Genomic DNA, 21,050 nt, shown 5'->3' with positions numbered 1-21,050 from the left:
TCCACTCACGGCAGTACAATACTTGGTGAAAATCACAATATATGTATTGTTATTTACGATTTCGGGTCTGTTTTAAAAACAGGAAATTCCCCGGGGACACGTATTTTTGAAAATCGGCAGTGCCCCATGGATTTTATCCATTCCCGGGTGAGCGTACCGGGAAGCGGCGAGACCGTAATGCCGTCCCGGGTCCCGCTGACGGTCAGACCGGCAAGTTCGTCGGAGGAACAGATCAGGTGCTGCTCCGGGTGAGTCCCCCGGACGATAGAACAGCTGGTCAGAATTTCCGGTGCTACCGAGACCACATAGGGAATCCGTTTCGATCCCGGGTGGTTGCGGGGAAGGACCATGAGCGGCAGGTGGTATGTCCTGACCAGTTCGAGGAGCATGAGGGCGGGTTCGACCGGGCCCGCTTCAGGAGCGGAGACCACCACCAGATCCCCGGCATGGACTCCCTGGAAGTATTCTTCATGAACGGATTCGATGCACAGGGCAAAATTCTCACGGACGGGTGCCGCGAGCAGAAAAGAATGGGTGCCCTTCACGAGCAGGACATCATTGCAGCCGGAAACGGTCATATCTCAGCAACGTCTTCCGACTGGCACGAAGGGCACATGGGCCGTTTGCCGATCCCTTTGAACCGTTCGCCGCACTCCTTGCACCGGTAATCTTTTGCCGCGACCCGGTCTGCAGGGAGATCGATATCCGTTGGTCCTCCAACACTGCACATGTTCCAATCACCTCACTACTCTAATCTCCCCATGGTATTATTTATGCTTGTTTACGCTTGCCGGGGCTGGCCCTGCCACGTTCAGCGGGGCCTCCCGGTTTTGCCGCTATACTGCAATGAGGAAATTGAAGGTGAATAGTGAGATAATCAGCAGGATACAGGAATGCTTTACACCGGCGGCAAGTGACGATTCTCCCATCAGCCCGGCGATGAGTCCGGAGAAGAGCGCCTGTACCAGGCACGCGTGATAAAGGAGACGATCCAACGTCCTGACCGGCACTGATCCGACACCTGAAAGCGACCCGACTGACGAGAACCCGGTGGTCCCGATATGGGAAAGGACCGGGAGGAACTGGGTGGTGAGCACGGCAACAACGAAGAGAAACACAAAAAACGAGAGATATACAATCGCCGTGTAGATAAACATCTCCGCAAGGCGCTCTTTTTTAAGAGTCTCGCTCATCTTTGCGTCACTCGCAGCAATGGCAAGCACCTCCCCGATCTGCCCGCTCATCTCACTTGCTTTTGTAATGAGCGTGACCGTCCGGGCAATGGCAGGTGTACTGATCCGCTGCTCAAACCGTACCAGGGCTTCGGTAAAATTTACCCCCCAGTCCATATCGCGTTTTATCCGGCGGATCTCATAGCTGAGGAGCCCGAGATTGGTGTTGACCATGATCCCGATAGCCTGCGCGACCGTGAGGCCGACCCGGTTGATACCGGCCAACCTGTCAAGGAAATCCGGTATGAGCGCCTGGATCCCGTTGACCTTCCGCGCCCAGAGCTCATAGAAAATTGCGTAGGGGATGAGCACGATCAGCCCGGCGATGATGATATGGTCGTCCACAACGTCGATAAAGAGTTCAGGATCGGCGTAGTGGGGAACGTTCAATAACACGGCAGTTATGTAGAGGATTGCAATAGGAACCGTTATGTACAGGGTATTATTGACGTTGCTGATAAAACTCTCAAACGGGTGATGGAGGTAATGTACCAGGTTCCGGATCCGATCGTATTTTCTGAGCTGTTCGAAATACTGCTCTTCACCGGCTTTTTTGGCGATCTCCACATCAGCATAGGTATTGAGCATGACTGCCCGGGTGTACCGCTCGGCCTTCTCTGTCCTTGTGGAGATAAGATCGATGAACAGGATAAACATAAACGATCCGATTGGCAGGACGAGATAGACCACAACCGAGAGCTGGAGAACGGCCGCGCCGCCCATCAGCCCCATGACCACCATGATGATGATCAAAAAAAGTGGGCCGGCAACAAAGAGCGTGACATAGGATTCCGCCACCATGGAAAGGACGGTAAGGAACTGCTTCTGTTCAAACCGTGCCTCTTCCTGGTACAATCGAACCCGGGTGGCGAGGAACCCGGTCATGTCCCCCCCGCTCTCGATCACGGAAAGCAGGTCTTCGAGAAAATCCTTGAATTTTTCCGAAGGGGTGGTTTCAGCGAGGTGGTGGATTGCCGTGATGACATCGTTCCCGAAAAAGTCCACGTCCCTTGTTACCTGCCGGAATTCAAGGGCAACCTCGCCGTAAATATGGGCATTTTCGGACAGGGCGGAAAATATGGTCATCAGCTGCGCACCGCCCCGGCGCATCGCGTACATGTACGCGACGGCATTATGAAGCGTCAGGTTGATCGTGACAGCCCGGCTTTTCTTCTCTGTGGCGGGAAACCTGAGCAGGAGAAGGTACGTGAGATATGTCCCGAATGCAAACGAGACCGCGATGCTGATACCTTCGACTATCAGTGCGTTCGACAAGAGCCCCAGTATTCCCGGTACCTGGAAGTTCAGCACATTGTAGACGCCTCTGCCTGACTGGATATCCGTGCTGAGAAACTGGCTTGCAAAAAAGCCGGATATGCCAAAGAGAAGACCGGCAAGAATGGAAATTTTCAGAGAGCGCCAAAGGAACTGTTCAAGGGTCAGGCCGGACCGCGAGGAGATCAGGTCGGCATGGAGTCCGCGGTAACGTATCGGATCGCGCACCATCCAACCCGTGAGCGCGTTCCTGATATTCATCTCAATACCTGTCTGAGATCCGCGCTGTTGGCCAGGACTTCCTCACGCCTGATATGGTAGTTGTGGAAAATCGATGCGACGGAGATGTAATCGATGATCTTCTGTTTTTTCATCTCTTCGAGGAGGTTTTTCCGCACGGCGATCTCGGCATCCAGTTGGTCCCGGGTCCATCCGCGTTTCTCGGCGATCTCGTTATATATCCGGGATCTCCCGGTGAAGGCTGCGCGGTCGCGGATCGGATCGTATATGAATACATTATTGACCTGGAGGTTCCCGGTCGTCTGGTCGATACCGGCAACTTCGACGATCTCCTGGGCGCGGCGGACCCGTTCTGTTCCCCGGTAGATGAGCGCCTGCACGCTGACGATGTTCAATGCCTGCACCATGTTACGCGGGACGTTCAGCGGTTCACTTTCCAGCCGGTGTATGGCCGCGTCGACACTCCCGGCATGCATGGTGGAAAACGTCGTGTGCCCGGTGTTCATTGCCTGGAAGAGCGTCTGCGCCTCGGCACCCCGGACTTCACCGACAATGATGAATTCCGGCCGCTGGCGCATAGCGGCCCGCAGGAGATCGAACATATCGATCGCATTTCCTCCTTCGGTCAGGGCCTCGCGGGTCACGCTTGCGATCCAGTTGTCGTGGTAGAGCGTAATCTCCCGCGTATCCTCGATACTGACCACCTTCGCCGAGGGCGGGATAAACAGGGAGACCGCGTTCAGCGACGTGGTTTTACCGGATGCGGTTCCCCCGATAAAGAGCATACTCATGTTGTTTTCTATCGCCAGCCAGAAATAAGCCAGTTCGTCGCTGGAAAACGTACCATACTCCAGGAGTTCGATGGGAGAGAACGGCTCTTCACGGAATTTCCGGATGGTAAACGAGGTCCCCCGGGTCGTCACCTCGGTCCCAAGGGTCAGCTGAAGCCGGGAGCCGTCAGGAAGGGTGGCGTCCAGCATCGGCGAGCCGGTTGAGATGTGTTTTCCTGAACGCTGGGCAAGCGTTATCGCGAGCGAGTTGAGGACTTCGCTCTCAAACGCAATGTTGGTCCGGATGTTCCGGTATTTCCGGTGGTATAAAAAAATCGGGATCCTGCTTCCGTCACAGGAAATATCTTCGAGCTGCGTGTCTTTCATCAGCGGATCGATACGCGACCAGCCGATGAAATTACGGATAAGATAATACTGGAGTTTAAAGAGCGTGGCGTCTCCGAGAGCAAAGCCGTAATCATTAAGGAGTGCGTACACCTTGTCAAGCAGGATCCTGCGCCGGTCTTTTTTGATCTCATCCGTGGTCAGGACCAGGACATCAAGAAGATCTTCGTGGAGCCGTTCGAGCAGTTCGTATTCAAATTCGGACAGCACGGGTTCAAAGAGAAGGTACTCGGTCTGATTGGTTTTCTTATTCAGGGTGATGTATACCAGTGTCTGGCCGATATCAAGCCAGTACTGGTCCAGCAGCTCGTACCCTTCCGGGACACTCCCGTTTACGAGGGGGCCATGCTTCCCGTAATCGTATTCCTCGCGTGCCGACAGTTTTTTAATGCGGAAAAGGGAGAAATACTGTCGGTAACCCGATCGGAATTTTTTTGCCCCGGCCTCTTCTGGTTTTTCCGCCTGAACCTCTGCGGCATTCCCCGGATCATCTTCATAAGGCTCCCAGGTACCCTTCCCGGCTGCAGCCTCCTGTTCATGGGGCCGGTTTTTTTTGAAGCGTGTAAAGATGTCAGAAAGCCTCATAGACCCATACCCCCGGCAGATGCCTGGTTGTCACCGATAATAATTCGGGATATGATCCTATATATAGTGTGCATGGCAGGGGGGCAGCGTTTTTGCGGCTCTGCCGAACTCTCGTACTGTCTCCCTTAAACGCTTTTCTGTGATACAGCAAGGGTTGCCTCCTCCCCCGCCGCAAAAAGCCGTTCCTCCCGATACTGCACAGAAGGTTTCTAAAAGGTCGACAACTGCGGGGGTCAGGGAGTTGCTCCCCCCGGGTTGCCTTCCCGCCAGATGAGAGGGGGCTCACCCTCATAACGTGTCTGAAAAATTCAGGAAAAATTACCATGAGATTTCGTATGCTGCAGAGCCCGTTTTCGTTTTTATGCGCGACCCGGACACCGGCTTACGGATCTTTTCTGTTTTTATTCCACGAGAAGAACTGGCTATGCATCCATCAAAGGGGGCATATCACTCCAAGAGGGAAATCAGGCAGGGTTGACGTGAAATACTCTTCTCTCACGATCGTTTCATAGTGTAGCCGGTATCCGTGATAAAACCGGAAGATATCTTTATTATAGTACTCGAAGAGAGAATCATCAGACGAATTTTTCCGTAGACCGGAGTGTGGAATGCAGGAACTGGAAACGACGAGGATGCCCACGGGACTCACTACATTCGATCCGATACTTGACGGGGGGGTTCCGGTTGGCACCATGATCCTCCTTCTTGGTGAGCTCGGGGCGGGTCATTATGAATTTGCCTACAGTTCCATTATCAATACCCTTGCGAGAATGGCAAAACTTCCTGAATCCGGACCCCGTTTCCCGGCAAAGATCCTGTACATTACGTTCACCCGGCTCGAGCGCGATGTCCGCCACGAGATCGTCCAGTCGTTTGTGGCAAAAGGGGTGAGCGAGGATTCGGAGAACATTCAGTTTGTTGATCTTTCCGACCTCTATTTCGACCGGAGCTTCGTTCCCGATGAATGGTACAGCCACAGCAATACGCTTACCCGGCTCCAGAAACGCTCAGAGCATTCCAACATTTTTATGAACCTTTCCGAGATCTTCAACTCCGCAGAATCAGGGAGCCTGATCGTCCTTGACTCGATAACAGATATCGCCACCCAGACAAACCTTCCTAATCTCTGGCATGACCTGACCGGGTTCCTGCGGGGTGTCCAGCGGCTCGCAAAACAGAAGAGATGCAACCTCTACCTGCTGCTCAGCAAGGGTATCATCGAGCCGGCCAAAGAGAGCGAAATTGCCGATATTGCCGATGCAGTCTTTTTATTCCGGTGGGAGGAGAGCACCGGTTCACGACGCCAGCGGGTGATGTTCTTTGAAAAGTTCCGGGGAGTCATGCCTCACCTTGAAGAGCAGGACCTGGTGAAGTTTGCCGTTCGGATATCCACGACCGAGGGATTTGAAGTGAGCAATATCAGGATGGTTATATGAACGGGCAACGCGTGAAAGTCGGAATCTCCGGGCTTGACGACATGCTGGGGGGCGGCCTGCTTGCAGGGAGTATCTGTGCCATCATCGGTACGTACGGTACCGGAAAGACAACATTTTCCCTCGATTTTGTCTGGGAGGGGCTCAAGGCCGGGGAACGGGTAATCTACATCAGTCTCGAGGAACGCGAGGACAGGCTGATCCTGTATATGAAACAGAAAGACTGGGAGGTGGAACCGTACCTGAACAAGTCCCTCTACATCCTCAAGCTCGATCCAACGGATTTCAACCTGGCAAACAACCGGATCAAAAATGAACTCCCGAACCTGATCAACGAGATCAACGCAACCCGGGTGGTGATCGACCCGATCTCGCTCTTTGAGGATCTGTTCGGAAGCGATGCGGAACGGCGCCGCGAAATGTTCCGGTTCATCGAGGGGTTGCGGGACAAGAAGTGCACCATCATGATGACCTCTGAGACAGACCAGAACAATGCATTCTCAAGCCGGCATGGCTTGATCGAGTACCTCTCTGATACCGTTATCCTTCTCCGCTACGTCCGTTCGAGCGATCTCACGGACGTGCACCTCGCGCTCGAAGTCGTGAAAATGCGGATGTCTGCTCATTCCCGTGAGATCAAGCCCTACGAGATCGAGCAGACCCAGGTGACGGTATACTCGGAAGCGAACGTGTTTTGATGCGTTTTTATCAATACAGGGAGAAAGATGCTGTATCGATCCCCATGAAAATGTTCACCCCTGCCAGGTGAACTAATTAAAATAATGCGTGAAGGCTCCCCGCCTCGGGCCTCTCCGGAGCACAGATGGGCAGGGAATTTTTTACTCTTGCTTTAAGGCTTCAGGTCGCCTGCGGTCTTTCCCGGGAATGTGCATTCTCCGGAGGCCATGCATGTGGGGGGCAAAGGGAAAAGAATGCAGAAACCCTCAAAGAGCGACCCTGAAAAATGATCTTTCCGGGTCCGTTTATCAGACTGTTACGCCGAAGATGTTGAGCAGGACAAGGACAAGCACGCCCGGCAACCCTCCCACACCGCAGATGAGAAGCGTTGCAAGGCTGTACCCGAGGTCGGGCCTGCCCACCCACTGCATGACCTGGAGTGTGTTTAGCACAAACAAAAAGATGAGGCCCAGGACGGCATTGATGACCAGCACCGCCAGTTTTTTGACCAAGTAATAGGCAATGGCCAGGATGACGACGATAAGAACGACGGCAAGAAGGATATCACTCATAGGTACTTACCAATGTTTTTGGGTAACCCGTTATTATTTATGAAAATTGCCTCTGGATTCCGGATGGTTAAAAACCGGTATTTCATGGAGGTATCTATTCCTCCATTGTTTAAATGATTGCCGTCACTTCACGAAAAATGCAGGATCTGTCATACCGGTATCAGGAACATATGAATGGAATCCCTGTCCTAATCCTTCCTCTCAGGTACCCGATCGGTATTCCCGGGCGCGGACAACAAAGTGTCTCGCTATTTTTAGAACAGAAAAATGGGTCCCCGTGGATAGTATTCCAGGAGGTTTGCAAAAAATCCATTATTATGACCGAACCTGACTAAAAAATCAGAAGTTTCTTCGGTTTTTCTCCCCTTTTCAAAATAAACCGGATATTTTAGTTGCGATCCTTGACTTTGTGTTTTACCTATAGTATTTTAATAACAACGATATCTTACCCCGATTTTTAAAACACTCCCTTTTATTGCCAGACCATCAGAAGGTCACTCAACACTCCTTAGTGCATCGATCGGGTCCATGTTTGATGCCCTCCAGGCCGGGTACACGCCGGAGAGAACACAGACAACTACACCAATTGACATCGCAGCCGGGACATACAGGATACTTGCCGGCTGGAAGAAATACGCTGTGGTGCCAATCATTGCCTCCACCACCGTGTATCCTATGGCTATACTGCAGATCCCGCCAATCCCGGCCCCCAGGAGCCCGAGGATAAATGCCTCGTACATGAACATCCGGCGCACTTCGCCTTTCTCTGTCCCGATGGAGAGCAGGATACCGATCTCTTCTATTCGTTCACTCACGGACATCATCATCACATTAAAAATACTCACGGCTGCAACGAGGAGAGAGATACCGCCGATTGCCATAATGAACGTCGTTACGGTGCTCAAGGCCGATGTCTCTGTCTCAAGCTGCGATGTGGCATCCCTGATCCGGATGATGGGGGATTTCGCATTGGTGTTGAGCTTCGCATTGATTGCCGATTCTATGTCACCGATGTTATCAACGTCGTTGACGATGACATTTACCTGACTCCACTCATCTTCCCCGCCGTACTGGTTGGTATACCATTTACTGTTCACGACGATCCCGTTATCGGTTGACACGCCATCAGCAACAGTTCCCCGTGGCTGGAGGACCCCGGCAATGCGCAGCTCGGGCCGGGACGAGGCGGAGAACGATCCAATCCTGATGCGGCTGCCGACCTTGAGATTAAAGTTTTCGGCAATATCGGCCCCGACCAGTACTTCATTTACCCCAAGATCAGTTGTCCCGTTGCCATACGACTGGTTCAGGGAAAGAAACTTGGGAATATCCATAGGATCGATACCATAGATCGAGCCCCTCCCGGAGACCGAACTGATCGTGAACTCACCGTTTGTTGAATAAAGGGGGATTACCGTACCGTTTGATCCCACGACCGTGTCGATCTTTGTAAGCTCGCTTTTGGTCACCCCTGTAGCCGTAGAAGAGGAGGGTTTAAATCCGACCGGGCCCATCCTGACAGTATCAGACGAAATGACAATGGTGTTCGCGCTGGAGGAAAGCTGGTCCTTTACTTCCAGCTGCATATTGGTGCCGAGCATGCCCATGGAGGCGATGGCGACGACACCGATCACAATGCCGATGGCGGCAAGCATCGATCGCAGGAAGTTCAGCCGGACGCTCCGGACCGAGAGATTAAAGAATATATCCCCTTTGATCATGAGTCTGCAATCCTCCCGTCCACCTGCCTGAGAGTGCGGCCGGCATGCTCCGCGATCTCCGGGTCATGGGTCACGAGGATTCCCGGCCGGTTCATCATGGCCGGCTTACCGGAACCAGACCCTCCCATAAGGGCGATAAACTTGTTTTTCCCGGCGTCAAGTGAGACGTGATCGAGAGTGGTAATGTCTCCGTTTTCCAGGTGAGATGTTCGTGTCACGCCGGCAAGCTCAATAAGGGGGGTATCGGTCATATCCGATCCCTTACTGCTGTTTTTTCAGTTTACGCGAAATCCATTTCCGCTTTGTCCACAAAACAATACCGATTACAACGATGATACTTCCGGCGATGAGAGGGTAGAATGAACTGATGCCGCCGCCTCTGCCGCTGGTTATTCCCCCGAAAATGCCGGTGCTGCTGCTGTGCCCTCCGCCGCCGTATCCCCGACCGGTTCCTCCGTAGGCTCCGCTCATCGTGGAACCGGATGCGGTCCTTGAACTGCCAGCGGGGGTTGCGTTACCTGATCCGGATGACGATGAAAGATCGAGCGTATTTGTGAGACTGTAATCGTCACCGTTTGCGTCTTTCCAGCGGATGACCACAGGTACTGACGACAGATCACTGGAGGTAAAGGTTACTTCAAAACTACCGGAATCGTCAGAGGCTATACTTCCAATGGCATATACCGGGTAGGTTCCTGTTCCTTTTGCAGGAGACCCGACAGTAACTACGACACCATCTGCATCGGAAACCCCGGCGTTGGTGATATCCCCGGTGATGTCATAATCCGAACCTGATGTCGTGAGGGCAACATCGTTGAGAATGGGTACCGCTGCTGCTTTGTCCACACCCAGAGTTACCGGGAGCGTGACATTGACGTTATGATCATTGTCGCCGTTCTGGTAGGTAACGTAGAACGTGACGTTTGAATCCTGGTGGGGCGTGATCTCAAAATTAACTTCCGATGAATTATCAGCCTCCAGTGATGCGATGAATACCTGCTGGGGGCTCACGTCTGCACCGATCCCTTCAGCAGTAACCTCGATATTTTGTAATGAACCATCGCGGCAATTTATGAGGCTCATCGTTACGTTGCCGGGAGTTGAGAGAGAAAAGGGGGCAGGCGAATCCGATATAACGGCCTTGAGGGGGGCTGAACTCACTATTATTGGTATTGGGTAATGGATCGGGCCGCCGCCCACTGTGCCGACGGTAAACAATGCGTAATTAGTCCCATCGGGGGGATCGGCAGTGACGACAAACGAATAGGACACCGTTGAACCGGCACCGATGTACGTCGTTGTACCCAGATTATCCTCCTGAACAATATGCACCTTATTGCTCAGGATAGTCGGATTCGTCAGCCCGATGGCTGATGTTCCGGCATTTGCCAGGGTCACGGTGATCGTCCCTTCTTCATAGGGAAAGAAAACTTCCGGGTTCATAACGACATTCGTCACAGTGACAAGAGCCGAATTATCTATTGACGTGCTGGCCGAGGTACCGGAGCTGGTTGTTGAACTGGAACTGCTGGTTGCTGAACTGCTTGAATCTGAGGCGGCATAGGCTGCCGATACGATGATTGCCAGCAGAATTAAACTGATAATTACCAATCGTTTCTTCATGATATCATCCATGTTTCTTTGAGAGAAATAATCCAGATCCCGGTACTGCAACGAGGTTAATGCACATTGAATATCCCGAATCGGATACGGGATTGATTTATCCGATTATTTCAGGTTGGACCCCCCGTTTTCCGGTTTCATTTTTTATGATTTTGCTATCCAAGGGTTCTGACTATAATTTTAATACGACGAGGGCATGTATTATAAATTTTACTTATTGTTATTTAAGATATACCTCCTCGCGAAAAGGGATTGAAAGCCACCATAAAAACAACGGGTAATGAAAATATCTGAGTATAGGCATTCGGATTCGGGTACAGTGCCTTAAAACCGGTGATCGTGATACCCGAGAGGGGGGGGCGCGATCATGAAGCGGTAAGAGGTATGTACCCTACGGGTAACAGGATCAACCTGAAGTTAATCCCGGTCTCTCCGCACCAGATGCCTGCTCGCTGCTACTCCCCTATTCCCTTAAAACCGCATTTCCGCATTTTAAAAGTCCCCGCGAAAATGTTACTTACCAATGACCCGTACGTTATTAATTTTTACCGGGGGCAGGATGTAGGATCCCACAGCGCGGCTCTCTTTGCCGAGAGCTGTAACCTGCCGGTGGAGATCAAAGAAATTTCCCGTGAGCATCGCTCCCCGGATCGGTTCCGCAAGTTCGCCGTCCCTCACCCAAAACGGGTTGGACATCTCAACCGAGAAGTCCCCGCTCATAGGGTTTGCCGTGTGTGCTCCCACCACGCTGTGGACGTAGATTGCCGGCTCATCGAATATCTCATCCCGCTTCCCGTCCACGACAAAATTGTGGTGGCCGATCGCGGGAAGCCCGGCAAATCCGCCCCGGATGGCACTTCCGGTGGACTGCCGGCCGGCCCGGTACGCGGTCTTGAGATCGTAAGCAAAGCCGGTGAGGGTGCCGTTCCTGACAAAATCGAGCCGCCGGGTGGGGGTTCCCTCGGCATCAAACCACGTGCTCCCGCTTGCCCCCGGCCTGTGGGGATCATCGAACAGGGAGAGCTGCGGTGCAGTGACGGCCTCCCCGATCTTCCCGGCCAGCTTCGACCGGCCCTGCAGCACGTTGCGCCCGTTCAGTGCCGGGACAAAGATCGCTGATAGGAGATCCGCGTATGCCATAGGGGAGAGAATGACATCGTACTCTCCCGAGGGGATATCTTTTCCACCTGATGACCGGGAAGCAAGGAAGGTGGCCCGCTCCCCGACCCGCTGCGGGTTCACCTGCGAAGGCGAGCAAGCATGGTCAAATTCATATCCCGTGGACTGGCCGCTGATCGCCTCCAGCGAGATCGAGACGCCAGACTGCCGGGATGCGTACCGCACGCCGTGGCTGTTCGCAAAAGCGATCTCCCCGACCGAGATCCCTGCCCCCCCTGAGGTGACCGTGGCATCCGGGTATGCCGTAGCCCCGTCAAGCATCCCGCGGAGCAGGTCGTTCGCAGTTTCCGGCTCGACGAAAAGAGCTGGATCGAACGCCAGGTCAGCATCCGGAAGCGCGACCGGGTCCGGCAGCCCCTTCCACACCATCGGCGTGGCAAGCCGGCCGCCGGCAATGGCGGCGTCAAGGCAGGCCTGCCACTGCTGCGGGTCGTTTGTGCTGGATGAACCGATCTTCCCCTTGTCGATGGTGCGGATACAGAGCCCGGTCTCGACAGAGGACGAGCAGAGGCTCACGCGGCGCTGTTTTAGGTCAGCGGAGACTGAAGTCCCGGAAAAAAAATACACTTCCAGCTCGTCAACCTGCTTCCCACCCTGATTTAAGAGTTCTTCAATCCACGCCACTGCCACCCACCACCGCGTCACGCAGGAGCACCAGCGGGGCACCGTCGCTCACCGGCACGCTCTGCCCGCCTTTTCCGCAGTATCCCGGGTGCATGACCCGCTTCTTTCCGCACAGGACGATCCCGTGGAGCGTTGAAAGGATCTCTCCCGAGAGTGAAACGTCCCGAACCATGGATGTCCGCTCCCCCTTCTCGATCAGGTAGCCGTACTCCGCGTTGAACTGGAACACGCCCCGACCCGGATCGACCTGCCCGCCCCGCGAACCGGCAAGGTAAATCCCGTTTTTGCACTCCGAGAAGATCTCGTCATCTGTCGCATCACCGGTTTCGATAAAGGTGTTGCTCATCCGCACGAGCGGGGGTTCGCCGGGCATGGCACGGGCATGACCGGCAACGCCGTTGCCGACTGCGGCAAGCGTCTGCCGGTTGTGGAGAAATGCGTTCACCTTCCCGGCCCGAATGATCTCGGTACGGCCGGCCGCGATCCCTTCGGCATCGACCGGCTCAAACCCGAACTCATAAAGGGATGGGTCATCAACGATCGTCAGGATATCGTTGCCGATCTTCTCGCCGGTCCTGCCCCTGAGGACCGAATTCCCCTCCTCGATGAGGTCGCCTTCGCTCGCATGGCCCACGGCTTCATGGGCAAAAACGCCGGCAAGTTCCGGGTCCAGGACGGCATGCATCTTCCCACCCGTTGCGGCCCTGGCATCCAGCAACGCGACTGCCGTCTCCGCCGCTTTCCTGCCCGTCTCTTCCCGGTGCCGGAGGTTAAAGCCGTGGATGGTGTGATCCGGTTCATAACCCATCTGGACAGTCCCGTTCCGGGAGGCAACTGCCATTACGGAAAATCCCGACCGGCAGATCTCATACGAGTATTCGCTGCCGGAGCTGTCCATGAACCGGACGTTTTCGATCCGTTCAAGGTAATTTGCCCGCCGGCTGGTCACCAGAGGCTGGTCCGCCGCCTTCTCGATGGCAAGGAGCAGCGCGGCTTTCTCTTCTATCCCGACATCCCGGCAGTCCTCCCTGACCGGGGGAATCGGGCGCATCATCCGGGGTGCATCGCCAAGGCTGACCGTATCGTCGGTCGCCCGGGCAAGTTTTTGCGCAGATGCAAGCAGTTCTTCGAATTTTTTACCGTATGCTGGCATATAATTATCGATCTGGAGGACCCCCCACCCCCGGGGGCCGAGAACCCGGATCACCGCTTTGTTGAAAAATGTGGTACCGGCAGATTCTATCACACCCTTATCCACATCGATATGGGTGGACTGCCCGTTCACCTGCCGCAGGTCGTAATACCGGATACCGGGGGTTTCGGTCATGCCGGTGTTTTGCTGATGACCGGCGTTTCCGCAAACACCGATGTTGACCGGACCGCCATTTTCTTAAGCTTGGAGAGGAACCCGTCCATGTTCTCGGGGACGAGTGCGTGCTTGAGCACCTCGTCAATGGTATCGACCGGGATAATCGTCACGAGGGGTTTGTACTGCTCCTCGATCAGGACATCATTCATGTTCATCCGGGGGATGAGCACGGTCTTTATCCCGGCCTTTACTGCCGCCTCAATCTTATAGGTCACTCCGCCGACCGGCAGCACATCCCCGCGGACTGAAAGGGAGCCGGTCATGGCAAGGTCCTGACGGACGGGGATCCCTTCGATAGCACTGATCACGGCGGTTGCAACGCTGATGGATGCGGAGTCCCCCTCCACACCCATATACGTGCCGATAAACTGGATGTGGATATCGATATTCTTCACATCCTTGCCGGTGAATTTTTTCAGGATTGCGGAAACGTTCTTGATGGATTCCTGGGCGATCTCCTTGAGCAACCCGGTTGCAATAACTTCCCCGCCTTCCTTTCCGATAGCTGGTGTCACTTCCGCCATGATCGGCAAGACTGATCCAGCGTCGCTTCCGGTGACCGCAAGCCCGTTCACCCGGCCGATACGGGTCCCCTCGACGACGGTCATCTCGTACTCCCGGAGGTGCCGGGTCACTTCGTCAGAGACCTGGTCTTCGATCGATCGTGCCGTCTTCTTCGCAGTGATGACATGGGCCGCCGTGGTCAGCGTCGCCCCTTCCTGACGGGCGATATCGCCTGCGACCCGGATAAGCCCCCCCATATCACGGAGTTTTAAGGTCAGGTGCCCCTTGCGGTTCGAGCGCCGGCGGGCCTCGCGGATAATCTCGTCTATAGCGCCCTTGTCAAAATGTGGGATCTTGCTGTCATTTTTAACCTCCTGCGCAATGAACCGGACATACTTCTCGCGGTTCTCGGGCGTGTCATCTATGCTTTCGGCCATATAGACTTCGTACCCGTAGCCGCGGATACGGGAACGCAGCGCCGGGTGCATCCCCTGTATCGCATCGAGGTTTCCTGCAGCGACCATGACAAACCTGCAGGGAACGGGTTCGGTTCTTACCATAGCGCCGCTGGACCGTTCGCTCTGGCCGGTAATGGGGAACTCCCCTTCCTGGAGCGCGGTCAGCAGGTTCTGCTGGGAATGGGGGTCGAGTGTATTGATCTCATCGATAAAGAGCACCCCACCATTCGACCGGTGAATCGCGCCGGCCTCTACCCGGTCGTGCGCCGGGGTCTCAAGGCCGCCGCTCTGGAACGGGTCGTGCCGGACATCGCCCAGAAGTGCGCCTGCATGGGTGCCGGTGCCATCAATGAAGGGCGCATTGCTCTTCACATCGTTCGCGACGAGCAGCTTGGGCACCATCCCTTCTTCGCGGGGCATCGTGTACCGGAGTGCCATAAAAACGAATGCGGCCGCGATGATTCCCATGAGCCACTGCATGGTGATAAACGCATATCCTATAATGCCAATGATGAGGATCAGGAGAAGGGTGTTCCTGAACTGGATCTTTTTCTTGGCCTCGATCTTGTGGGCGGCAACGATCTGCTTGCCCCGACCTGCCGCAACTGTCCGTATGATGGGGTTATTGGGGTCGTCGGAATTCGGGTAGACCAGGATGTCCTGGAGCTCCTCTTTTGGCAGGAGCTCGGCCATCGCCTTTGCAAGCATCGACTTGCCTGTACCCGGGCTCCCGATCATCATGACATGCCGGCGCTGGGTTGCGGCTTTCCGGATCACTTCGACCGCACGTTCCTGGCCGATCACCTGGTCGATCAGCTTTGCCGGTACCTCAATCTGGGAGGAGGCTCCTTCCGTAACTACTGCTGCCCGCTCCGATACCTCCGGCTGGGGCTCCGCCGCCCCGGGAGCTGCGGGCTCCGGCTGCGGGACCTGGGGAACTGCTTCTTCCTGCGCCGGTACTGCTGGTTCTGAATTTTCCATTGGAGATTTTACCTCTTTTCACCCTTCAGTGTGCATATAATTTGACGCATGATAGTTTAAGTACTTTGTAGCATCGGCAAAATTCCGGTCCTACTCCTCAAAACCATGCAAAAATAATACAACCAGCAGGGTGCAATAGTAAGACAGGGAAAGGTACGCCCGCACCTGCTCAAGGGAAAGGTACGATATCATGAAAGTGATCAGCACGGAGAAATCCCAGATTCTTGCCGCTCGTATCGCAACAGCGTTAAACACCTCAATCGTTGATGTGAAATTCTCGCGGTTTCCTGACGGCGAGCTTTACCTTGCTGCCGGAAAAACCGATGACGAAACCATCATTGTCGGCAGTGTCACTGACAGTGATGCACTCGTTCAGCTGCTCCTCTTAATCGATACCTGTGAGAACTCAAAAAATCACCTGGTCATTCCCTACATGGGTTATGCCCGCCAGGACAAACGTTTCAGGAGCGGGGAGCCGATCAGCGCCCGTGCTGTCGCCCGCGTCTTCGCGAAAGGGGTTGAGGACTGCATCACGGTCAATATCCACGAGCCGGCTGTACTGAAGTATTTCGATGTATCTACCACCAATCTCTCACTTGCAAAGGATATGGGGGGCTGCATCGGGTCCATGGACCTGTCCGATCCCCTCATCCTCGCTCCCGATGACGGCGCACTTGCCTTCGCACAGGACGTTGCTTCTGCGGGAGGATGGGACTGCGACCACCTGGAAAAGACCCGGCTCTCGGGAGTCGAGGTGAAGATGGCACCAAAGAAACTCTGTGCTGCCTTGCGTTCAGTGATCATTGTGGACGATATCATCTCAACCGGAGGCACGATCGCGACAGCGGCGAACATGCTGTACCAGCAGGGTGCTGCAGAGGTCTATGCGGCTTGCGTCCACGGTGTGCTGATCGGCGGTGCGTATGGCCACCTGAAGGCGAGCGGGATCCGGGAGGTCTTCTGCAGCGATACCATCGAGAGAGGATGCAGCAGGCTCTCCGCTGCCGATTGTATCGTAACCGCCCTGAGGGGCTGACGACAGGCCCGGGGCAGACTCCGGCACAAGTTCAGGTGACCATGAAGAGCGTTCTCGATGCCACGGTCTTTTTTACGGATTACCCGGTCACCGGCGAGTGCTACACGACACCGTCCGTTGTCGCGGAACTCGTGGATCTCAAGAGCAGGTGCCGTTACGACCTGCTCGTGGCTGCCGGGCTCCGGGTTCGTTTGCCGGGTGCTGACGAGCTCGCCCGGGTCCGGGCTGCCGCAGAGAAGACCGGGGACCTTCCGGTGATCTCCGGTACCGATTGTGATGTCCTCGCCCTTGCCGGAGAGCTCGGGGCGACCATCTTTACGGACGACTTTGCGATCCAGAACGTGGCCGGCGGCCTCGGGATTGCCGTGCAGCCCCTCCGGCAGAGGCGGGCAAAAAAGATCGCCTGGAAATACCGGTGCAGCGGCTGCGGCCGCTACTTCAAAACCGACGGGGAATGCCCGGTCTGCGGCTCAAATATTAAACGAAAACTTAAATAGATTACCACAAATCTTTTTTGCATGTCTTCCCTTGACGATCTGATAGCTAGGGCAAAACTCCTGTTATCCGAGGGGCACAGCCCCGGCCAGATTGCAGACGAGCTTTCGCTCTCCATGGAAACCGTGACCTGGCTTTTAACCCAGGCAAAAGGAGGGGCGGCAGCTCCAAAGGACGTACATATCGACTGGACGGCCGTGAGCAGCCATGCTCCCCTCTTGGATGGCATCGCCCTGATGCTGATGAACCGGTATTACGGTGCCCAGAAGGATCCGGCATCGGCTTCCGCAGAAGTCATCGTGGGGATTGCCCTTTCCGGCATCCCCCTTGCGACGGTCATATCGGTACAGGAGGCCGCACAGCTTGCCATCTACCACCCTTCGAAGCAAAACACGAGCGATCACCCGGTCGGGTCAATCAGTGGGAACTTTGCGCCGGTAGCCAATGAGCGCTGCATCATTGTCGATGACGTTATCACCTCGGGAAATACGATGAGGGAGGTTGTGAAGTACCTCAAGAAACACGGGGCGAACCCGGTTGCCATCTGGGTGATCTTCGATAAGCGCGGCATCAGGGACATTGATGGCGTGCCGGTCTATTCGCTCTTCAAAATATCCCGTATAGATTAGCCATTTATTTTTCTGCAGAACCACCAAGGGATCAATATATATAGAAGTTCAATTCCACCTTTTACAGCATTAGAGGATCACCTATGTTATCTGGTCAACCAATTATCATCCTAAGAGACAATGTGGAGCGTAACACCGGCAAGGAGGCACAACGCTCGAATATCATGGCCGCAAAGGCAATTGCCGGTGCGGTTCGGACAACACTGGGTCCCCGGGGCATGGACAAAATGCTCGTAGGGTCTACCGGAGACATTGTCATCACCAATGACGGAGCGACGATATTACAGGAGATCTCGGTCCAGCACCCCGGCGCAAAGATGGTCATCGAAGTTGCAAAGACCCAGGATGACGAGGTCGGCGACGGGACTACCACGGCGGTTGTCATCGCCGGCTCGTTAATGGAGCAGGCAGAGCACCTGCTGGAACAGGGCATCCACCCGACCGTGATCGCACAGGGATACCGGCTGGGTATGCAAAAGGCGCTCGAGATCACAGACTCCCTTTCCCTGAAGGTAGACCCCAAGGACAGGAAGACCCTCTTGAAAATTGCCGATACCGCTATCACCGGCAAATCCATCGAATCGGTCAAGGTAAAACTGGACGAAATCATCGTAGACGCCGTGATGGCCATCGCAGAGAAGGTCAACGGGAAGTACCTGGCAGATGAAGACGATGTGATGATCAAGAAGCAGAAGGGCCGTTCCATGGATGACGCCGAACTGGTCCGGGGTGTTGTCCTTGACAAGAAACGGGTAAGCGAAGACATGCCAAAGAAGATCACAAAGGCCAAAGTCGCGCTTATCGCAACGCCGATGGAGATCACGAAGACCCAGGTAAAAGCGAAGATCAAGATCACGACTGCCGACCAGATTGCAGCCTTCTCCGAGCAGGAGCGGGCGACCTTAAAGAAACTCGCCGATGCCATAATGGACGCCGGTGCGAACGTGGTGTTCTGCCAGAAGGGCATCGCAGACGCAGTCCAGTTCTTCCTTGCAAAGAATGGCATTTTTGCCATTGAGGATGTCCCGGAAAAGGACCTCAAGTACGCCGCCCGGGCGCTGAACGCAAATATTGTCAACAAGCCGGAAGACCTGACTGCAAAGGATCTCGGCCACGCCGAGGTTGTCGAAGAGGACAGTGATATCGATATCACGCGCATCTCCGGCTGCAAGAATCCCAAGACGATCACTATCCTCCTGCGGGGCACGAGCGACTACCTCCTCGACGAGCTCGAGCGTGCGGTTGTCGATGGAACCCGCGTGGTCATGGACGCGATCGAGGATGGTACCTATGTGGTCGGCGGCGGCGCTGTTGAGACCGAGCTTCTCATGAAGATCCGGGACTACGCCGAGACGGTCGGGGGCCGGGTACAGCTTGCTATCGAGGGATACGCAACAGCTTATGAGACCATCCCGCGTACCCTTGCAGAGAACTCCGGCTACAACCCGATCGACAAACTGGTCGCACTCAAGAATGCCCATGCGAAGGGGAAGAAGACAGCCGGCCTCAATGTCTATACAGGTGAGATTATCGATATGCAGGCAGAAGGAGTGCTCGAGCCGCTCCGGTCAAAGCGCCAGTCCATACAGAGCGCATCCGAGACTGCTATTATGCTAATCCGTGTTGACGACATGATGATCACACAGTCCAAGAGTTCCCCGGCTATGCCGCCCATGGCATAGATCGGGGACACGAATATCCTGTCATTTTTTATTTTTTGTTTCCTGACACCGCACAGTGGACTCCGGGTCCAGTACAAGGATCCGATCCGCGCCGGTTGATGCAAGGGCAGATAACTATTAGTGGAATCGCAAAGAAAATGATCTGAACCGGGTGCCGAGGTAGTCTAGCCCGGGAAGGCGGTAGCCTCGAAAGCTACTGGCGCTTTGCGCCTCGGGAGTTCAAATCTCCCCCTCGGCGTAAACAACCACCATTCCTTTTTAGGGCATCTTCTCTCGGGAAATTTTATTTATTTGGATAATTTGACCTCTGATTGCAATTAAATTCCAAATTTTTTATTATTTTTTATTTACCCCAATAAAAAAATATTAAATACGACCTGTTCATAGTATAACGTACCTGCAAACATCGTTTCAGGGGCAATATATCGTATTACCGTGGACGAAACTTCAACGGAAAATACCATGATCCGGATCAAAAAGAACAAACCGAAGATCTCCGCCGATGTAAGATCCTTCCGTACGGTACGGCGCTTAAACCTCAACCGTACCTATACGCCCCTGAAGATAGGAGTGGTAGCCGGGTATATCCTGCTCGGGCTGATGTCGGCATCCTCCTCCATGTTCGGCCTTCTCGTAGGCTCGCTCCTTCGGTTGGCCGGCTTCTGAGGGGAAGAGGAATCTTTCTTGCCTGAAATAACACATTAAACGGAGCCCCGCAGGCCAGCCCGGGTATTCTTTCCTCGTATGTGACTATCGTAAGAAAAGACGCGGATTGAAACGGGCATTTTTGCAGGCGGGCCCCGCGCCAGTAAATTAAAAGAACAGCAGGACGCCCAATATCCCGTGGACAATGGCACACGCAAGGGAAAATACAGCAATGCGGGAGTGCCAGAAAAAAGGTATCACGTGGATTCCGCGCCGGTTCATAACGGCAACAAGCGCGGTAATAAGGAAGCCGGAGAGGGTCAGGATCCCCAGGTACATGATAAGCGGTTTTCCAAAGATAAGATAAAAGGAGATTTCCTCGAGCATCGCTAGGTCACCACGACCGATCCCTGCATCTCGGGGTGCAGGCCGCAGGAATAATTGTAGACACCGGGATTATCCAGTTTTACGGTGAACGCCTGGCCGGAGGAAAGCACAAACGTATCAATCTTTGCCTCCGGGGAAAACACAACTGAATGCGCGACCTTGTCCTTGTTGACCCATCGCACGATTGAGCCGGCATTCACCGTGATCTGCGCCGGGTTAAATGCCATGTTCTGGATGATTACCGTGTTGCCAGAGACCGATGTGGTCATTGTGACCACAGGAGTGGCACTCACGGGAGTGGCACTTACAGTCCCCGCCGGGGTGGTGGGTGTCGCCGTCGCAGCAGGCTGCCCCTGCTGTGCAGTCTGGCTACATCCTGCCATGAGCAGGAAGACAATGACTGTTATGCAGAGAAAAAGGATAGACTTCATTGTAAAACGCTCCTGTGTATCTCTCTAAGGATATGTACAGCCATGGTTTTTTAAAGCTGATCCGGGACTGGGATGGTGCCGGTGTATATCCGATCG

At 54.4% G+C, this 21,050-nt stretch carries 20 protein-coding genes and 1 tRNA gene; 8 read left to right on the top strand and 13 right to left on the bottom strand.

Annotation, left to right across the window (positions count from 1 at the left end; translation table 11 throughout):
* Positions 1-53: 53 nt before the first annotated feature.
* The 4 genes from ACLQMU_RS00430 to ACLQMU_RS00415 form a co-directional block, all read right to left on the bottom strand.
* Entirely contained in the window at positions 54-578 is a 525-nt protein-coding gene (locus ACLQMU_RS00430) for an alpha/beta hydrolase (protein ID WP_422150627.1), read from the bottom strand.
* Positions 575-730, bottom strand: coding sequence for a hypothetical protein (locus tag ACLQMU_RS00425; RefSeq protein ID WP_422150626.1), 156 nt, complete (start codon positions 728-730; stop codon positions 575-577). Before ACLQMU_RS00425 ends, ACLQMU_RS00430 begins: the two co-directional genes overlap by 4 nt.
* Before the next feature lie 106 nt (positions 731-836).
* Positions 837-2,768 carry a type II secretion system F family protein gene (locus tag ACLQMU_RS00420; RefSeq protein WP_422150625.1) on the bottom strand — a complete coding sequence of 644 codons (1,932 nt, stop codon included), beginning with the start codon at positions 2,766-2,768 and terminating at the stop codon, positions 837-839.
* Positions 2,765-4,507 carry a type II/IV secretion system ATPase subunit gene (locus ACLQMU_RS00415; protein WP_422150624.1) on the bottom strand — a complete coding sequence of 581 codons (1,743 nt, stop codon included), beginning with the start codon at positions 4,505-4,507 and terminating at the stop codon, positions 2,765-2,767. The genes ACLQMU_RS00420 and ACLQMU_RS00415 overlap by 4 nt, the downstream gene beginning before the upstream one ends.
* A 608-nt stretch (positions 4,508-5,115) precedes the next feature.
* On the opposite strand from ACLQMU_RS00415, the gene ACLQMU_RS00410 reads away from it, so the two are divergent.
* On the top strand, positions 5,116-5,943 hold the full coding sequence (locus ACLQMU_RS00410; RefSeq protein WP_422150623.1) for an RAD55 family ATPase: 828 nt from the start codon (positions 5,116-5,118) through the stop codon (positions 5,941-5,943).
* Positions 5,940-6,638, top strand: a complete 699-nt coding sequence (locus ACLQMU_RS00405) for a KaiC domain-containing protein (protein ID WP_422150622.1) — start codon at positions 5,940-5,942, stop codon at positions 6,636-6,638. The genes ACLQMU_RS00410 and ACLQMU_RS00405 overlap by 4 nt, the downstream gene beginning before the upstream one ends.
* Before the next feature lie 288 nt (positions 6,639-6,926).
* Here the strand turns inward: ACLQMU_RS00405 and ACLQMU_RS00400 are convergent, their stop codons facing one another.
* The 7 genes from ACLQMU_RS00400 to lonB all read right to left on the bottom strand — a co-directional run bounded on the left by ACLQMU_RS00400 (position 6,927) and on the right by lonB (position 15,649).
* Positions 6,927-7,190, bottom strand: a complete 264-nt coding sequence (locus ACLQMU_RS00400; RefSeq protein ID WP_422150621.1) for a pro-sigmaK processing inhibitor BofA family protein — start codon at positions 7,188-7,190, stop codon at positions 6,927-6,929.
* Positions 7,191-7,684: 494 nt separating this feature from the next.
* On the bottom strand, positions 7,685-8,911 hold the full coding sequence (locus tag ACLQMU_RS00395; RefSeq protein ID WP_424039940.1) for an ABC transporter permease: 1,227 nt from the start codon (positions 8,909-8,911) through the stop codon (positions 7,685-7,687).
* Positions 8,908-9,162, bottom strand: coding sequence for a hypothetical protein (locus tag ACLQMU_RS00390; RefSeq protein ID WP_422150619.1), 255 nt, complete (start codon positions 9,160-9,162; stop codon positions 8,908-8,910). Before ACLQMU_RS00390 ends, ACLQMU_RS00395 begins: the two co-directional genes overlap by 4 nt.
* A gap of 10 nt (positions 9,163-9,172) precedes the next feature.
* Positions 9,173-10,534, bottom strand: a complete 1,362-nt coding sequence (locus ACLQMU_RS00385) for a hypothetical protein (protein ID WP_422150618.1) — start codon at positions 10,532-10,534, stop codon at positions 9,173-9,175.
* 513 nt (positions 10,535-11,047) lie between these two features.
* Entirely contained in the window at positions 11,048-12,358 is a 1,311-nt protein-coding gene (locus ACLQMU_RS00380) for a TldD/PmbA family protein (RefSeq protein WP_422174818.1), read from the bottom strand.
* Positions 12,324-13,664 (bottom strand): TldD/PmbA family protein, encoded by a 1,341-nt coding sequence (locus ACLQMU_RS00375; protein WP_422150616.1) that lies wholly within the window; start codon positions 13,662-13,664, stop codon positions 12,324-12,326. Before ACLQMU_RS00375 ends, ACLQMU_RS00380 begins: the two co-directional genes overlap by 35 nt.
* The gene (gene lonB / locus ACLQMU_RS00370; protein WP_443673479.1) at positions 13,661-15,649 is read right to left on the bottom strand and encodes an ATP-dependent protease LonB; all 1,989 of its coding nucleotides are present in this window, start codon (positions 15,647-15,649) and stop codon (positions 13,661-13,663) included. Before lonB ends, ACLQMU_RS00375 begins: the two co-directional genes overlap by 4 nt.
* A 190-nt stretch (positions 15,650-15,839) precedes the next feature.
* Here lonB and ACLQMU_RS00365 point away from each other — a divergent pair, with 190 nt between their 5' ends.
* The 6 genes from ACLQMU_RS00365 (at position 15,840) to ACLQMU_RS00340 (ending at position 20,157) form a co-directional block, all read left to right on the top strand.
* Positions 15,840-16,685 (top strand): ribose-phosphate diphosphokinase, encoded by an 846-nt coding sequence (locus tag ACLQMU_RS00365; RefSeq protein ID WP_422150615.1) that lies wholly within the window; start codon positions 15,840-15,842, stop codon positions 16,683-16,685.
* A gap of 41 nt (positions 16,686-16,726) precedes the next feature.
* Positions 16,727-17,182 carry an NOB1 family endonuclease gene (locus ACLQMU_RS00360; RefSeq protein WP_423988104.1) on the top strand — a complete coding sequence of 152 codons (456 nt, stop codon included), beginning with the start codon at positions 16,727-16,729 and terminating at the stop codon, positions 17,180-17,182.
* Positions 17,183-17,203: 21 nt separating this feature from the next.
* Positions 17,204-17,809: an orotate phosphoribosyltransferase-like protein gene (locus tag ACLQMU_RS00355; protein ID WP_422150613.1), complete on the top strand. Its 606-nt coding sequence runs from the start codon at positions 17,204-17,206 to the stop codon at positions 17,807-17,809.
* A gap of 83 nt (positions 17,810-17,892) precedes the next feature.
* Entirely contained in the window at positions 17,893-19,491 is a 1,599-nt protein-coding gene (gene thsA / locus ACLQMU_RS00350; protein ID WP_422150612.1) for a thermosome subunit alpha, read from the top strand.
* A gap of 153 nt (positions 19,492-19,644) precedes the next feature.
* A tRNA-Ser gene (locus ACLQMU_RS00345) sits at positions 19,645-19,729 on the top strand.
* Positions 19,730-19,926: 197 nt separating this feature from the next.
* The gene (locus tag ACLQMU_RS00340; RefSeq protein WP_422150611.1) at positions 19,927-20,157 is read left to right on the top strand and encodes a hypothetical protein; all 231 of its coding nucleotides are present in this window, start codon (positions 19,927-19,929) and stop codon (positions 20,155-20,157) included.
* Between the two features lie 147 nt (positions 20,158-20,304).
* Here the strand turns inward: ACLQMU_RS00340 and ACLQMU_RS00335 are convergent, their stop codons facing one another.
* Positions 20,305-20,523, bottom strand: a complete 219-nt coding sequence (locus tag ACLQMU_RS00335; protein WP_422150610.1) for a hypothetical protein — start codon at positions 20,521-20,523, stop codon at positions 20,305-20,307.
* 2 nt (positions 20,524-20,525) lie between these two features.
* Complete coding sequence (locus tag ACLQMU_RS00330) at positions 20,526-20,954, bottom strand: plastocyanin/azurin family copper-binding protein (RefSeq protein ID WP_423988099.1); 429 nt, start codon at positions 20,952-20,954, stop codon at positions 20,526-20,528.
* Positions 20,955-21,050: the final 96 nt, after the last annotated feature.

The organism is Methanoregula sp. (assembly GCF_052325125.1).
In the GTDB taxonomy this organism is placed as follows: domain Archaea; phylum Halobacteriota; class Methanomicrobia; order Methanomicrobiales; family Methanospirillaceae; genus Methanoregula.
This window is presented reverse-complemented; position numbering and strand designations above follow the sequence as displayed.

Bases quoted from the DNA above. Each gene is read 5' to 3' on its own strand.
- ACLQMU_RS00420 (WP_422150625.1), bottom strand. From the start codon at position 2,768: ATGAATATCAGGAACGCGCTCACGGGTTGGATGGTGCGCGATCCGATA.
- ACLQMU_RS00400 (WP_422150621.1), bottom strand. From the start codon at position 7,190: ATGAGTGATATCCTTCTTGCCGTCGTTCTTATCGTCGTCATCCTGGCC.
- ACLQMU_RS00335 (WP_422150610.1), bottom strand. From the start codon at position 20,523: ATGCTCGAGGAAATCTCCTTTTATCTTATCTTTGGAAAACCGCTTATC.
- ACLQMU_RS00405 (WP_422150622.1), top strand. From the start codon at position 5,940: ATGAACGGGCAACGCGTGAAAGTCGGAATCTCCGGGCTTGACGACATG.
- thsA (WP_422150612.1), top strand. From the start codon at position 17,893: ATGTTATCTGGTCAACCAATTATCATCCTAAGAGACAATGTGGAGCGT.
- ACLQMU_RS00360 (WP_423988104.1), top strand. From the start codon at position 16,727: ATGAAGAGCGTTCTCGATGCCACGGTCTTTTTTACGGATTACCCGGTC.
- ACLQMU_RS00395 (WP_424039940.1), bottom strand. From the start codon at position 8,911: ATGATCAAAGGGGATATATTCTTTAATCTCTCGGTCCGGAGCGTCCGG.
- ACLQMU_RS00385 (WP_422150618.1), bottom strand. From the start codon at position 10,534: ATGAAGAAACGATTGGTAATTATCAGTTTAATTCTGCTGGCAATCATC.
- ACLQMU_RS00410 (WP_422150623.1), top strand. From the start codon at position 5,116: ATGCAGGAACTGGAAACGACGAGGATGCCCACGGGACTCACTACATTC.
- ACLQMU_RS00330 (WP_423988099.1), bottom strand. From the start codon at position 20,954: ATGAAGTCTATCCTTTTTCTCTGCATAACAGTCATTGTCTTCCTGCTC.
- ACLQMU_RS00375 (WP_422150616.1), bottom strand. From the start codon at position 13,664: ATGACCGAAACCCCCGGTATCCGGTATTACGACCTGCGGCAGGTGAAC.
- ACLQMU_RS00415 (WP_422150624.1), bottom strand. From the start codon at position 4,507: ATGAGGCTTTCTGACATCTTTACACGCTTCAAAAAAAACCGGCCCCAT.
- lonB (WP_443673479.1), bottom strand. From the start codon at position 15,649: ATGGAAAATTCAGAACCAGCAGTACCGGCGCAGGAAGAAGCAGTTCCC.
- ACLQMU_RS00355 (WP_422150613.1), top strand. From the start codon at position 17,204: ATGTCTTCCCTTGACGATCTGATAGCTAGGGCAAAACTCCTGTTATCC.
- ACLQMU_RS00425 (WP_422150626.1), bottom strand. From the start codon at position 730: ATGTGCAGTGTTGGAGGACCAACGGATATCGATCTCCCTGCAGACCGG.
- ACLQMU_RS00430 (WP_422150627.1), bottom strand. From the start codon at position 578: ATGACCGTTTCCGGCTGCAATGATGTCCTGCTCGTGAAGGGCACCCAT.
- ACLQMU_RS00390 (WP_422150619.1), bottom strand. From the start codon at position 9,162: ATGACCGATACCCCCCTTATTGAGCTTGCCGGCGTGACACGAACATCT.
- ACLQMU_RS00365 (WP_422150615.1), top strand. From the start codon at position 15,840: ATGAAAGTGATCAGCACGGAGAAATCCCAGATTCTTGCCGCTCGTATC.